The sequence below is a fragment of the Paenibacillus sp. 01T422 genome, from assembly GCF_056398785.1.
The window spans coordinates 1-590 of record NZ_JBFTQB010001545.1 but is presented as its reverse complement, the minus strand read 5'-3'; the positions used below and the strand labels follow the sequence as shown (position 1 = coordinate 590).

Genomic DNA, 590 nt, shown 5'->3' with positions numbered 1-590 from the left:
GATGGGCTGAAGGCCATGTTACCGATCATCGCAATTTTGGCACCGTTTACTTTATTCCCTGCGACTTCTGCTATGTTCGCAGTTGCTAGGAAATGGGTTACTGGAGAAGAAGATGTTCCTCTGCTTAAAACATTTTTTCGCGGATATAAAGAAAATTACGTGCAGAGTATGGTTGGCGGTATTTTCTTCGTTATCATTTTCGTAATCATTAGCGTGAACTACTTCTTTTACTTAAAACAAGGGAGTTCACTCAAAATATTGGCCGTTTTGTTCATTGCATTCACGGTCATTATCATTATTTCTTTATTTAATTTCTTTTCCATCATGGTTCACTTGCATATGAAAATCTTCCAAATTTTAAAAAATTCCGTCTTGATTTCAATTGGAAATCCGATCAACTCCATCGTGTTGTTGCTTTGTAATGGAGCTATTTTCTACATTTGTATTACGAAATTTAACTTCTTCCTTGTTGTGTTCTTCATGGGAAGCATTATGGCAACCTTTTCATTCTGGCAGTTTAATCGCAGTTTCACGAAACTGCAAATTAAGCAGCAGGAGCTTGAAGAGAAGGAACAACAGAAGCTTGAAGA

At 36.9% G+C, this 590-nt stretch carries 1 protein-coding gene; it reads left to right on the top strand.

Annotated elements, in window-relative coordinates:
- Positions 1 to 15: 15 nt before the first annotated feature.
- On the top strand, positions 16 to 590 hold a 575-nt coding region (locus AC1DUA_RS40075; protein ID WP_477504941.1), incomplete at its 3' end, for a YesL family protein.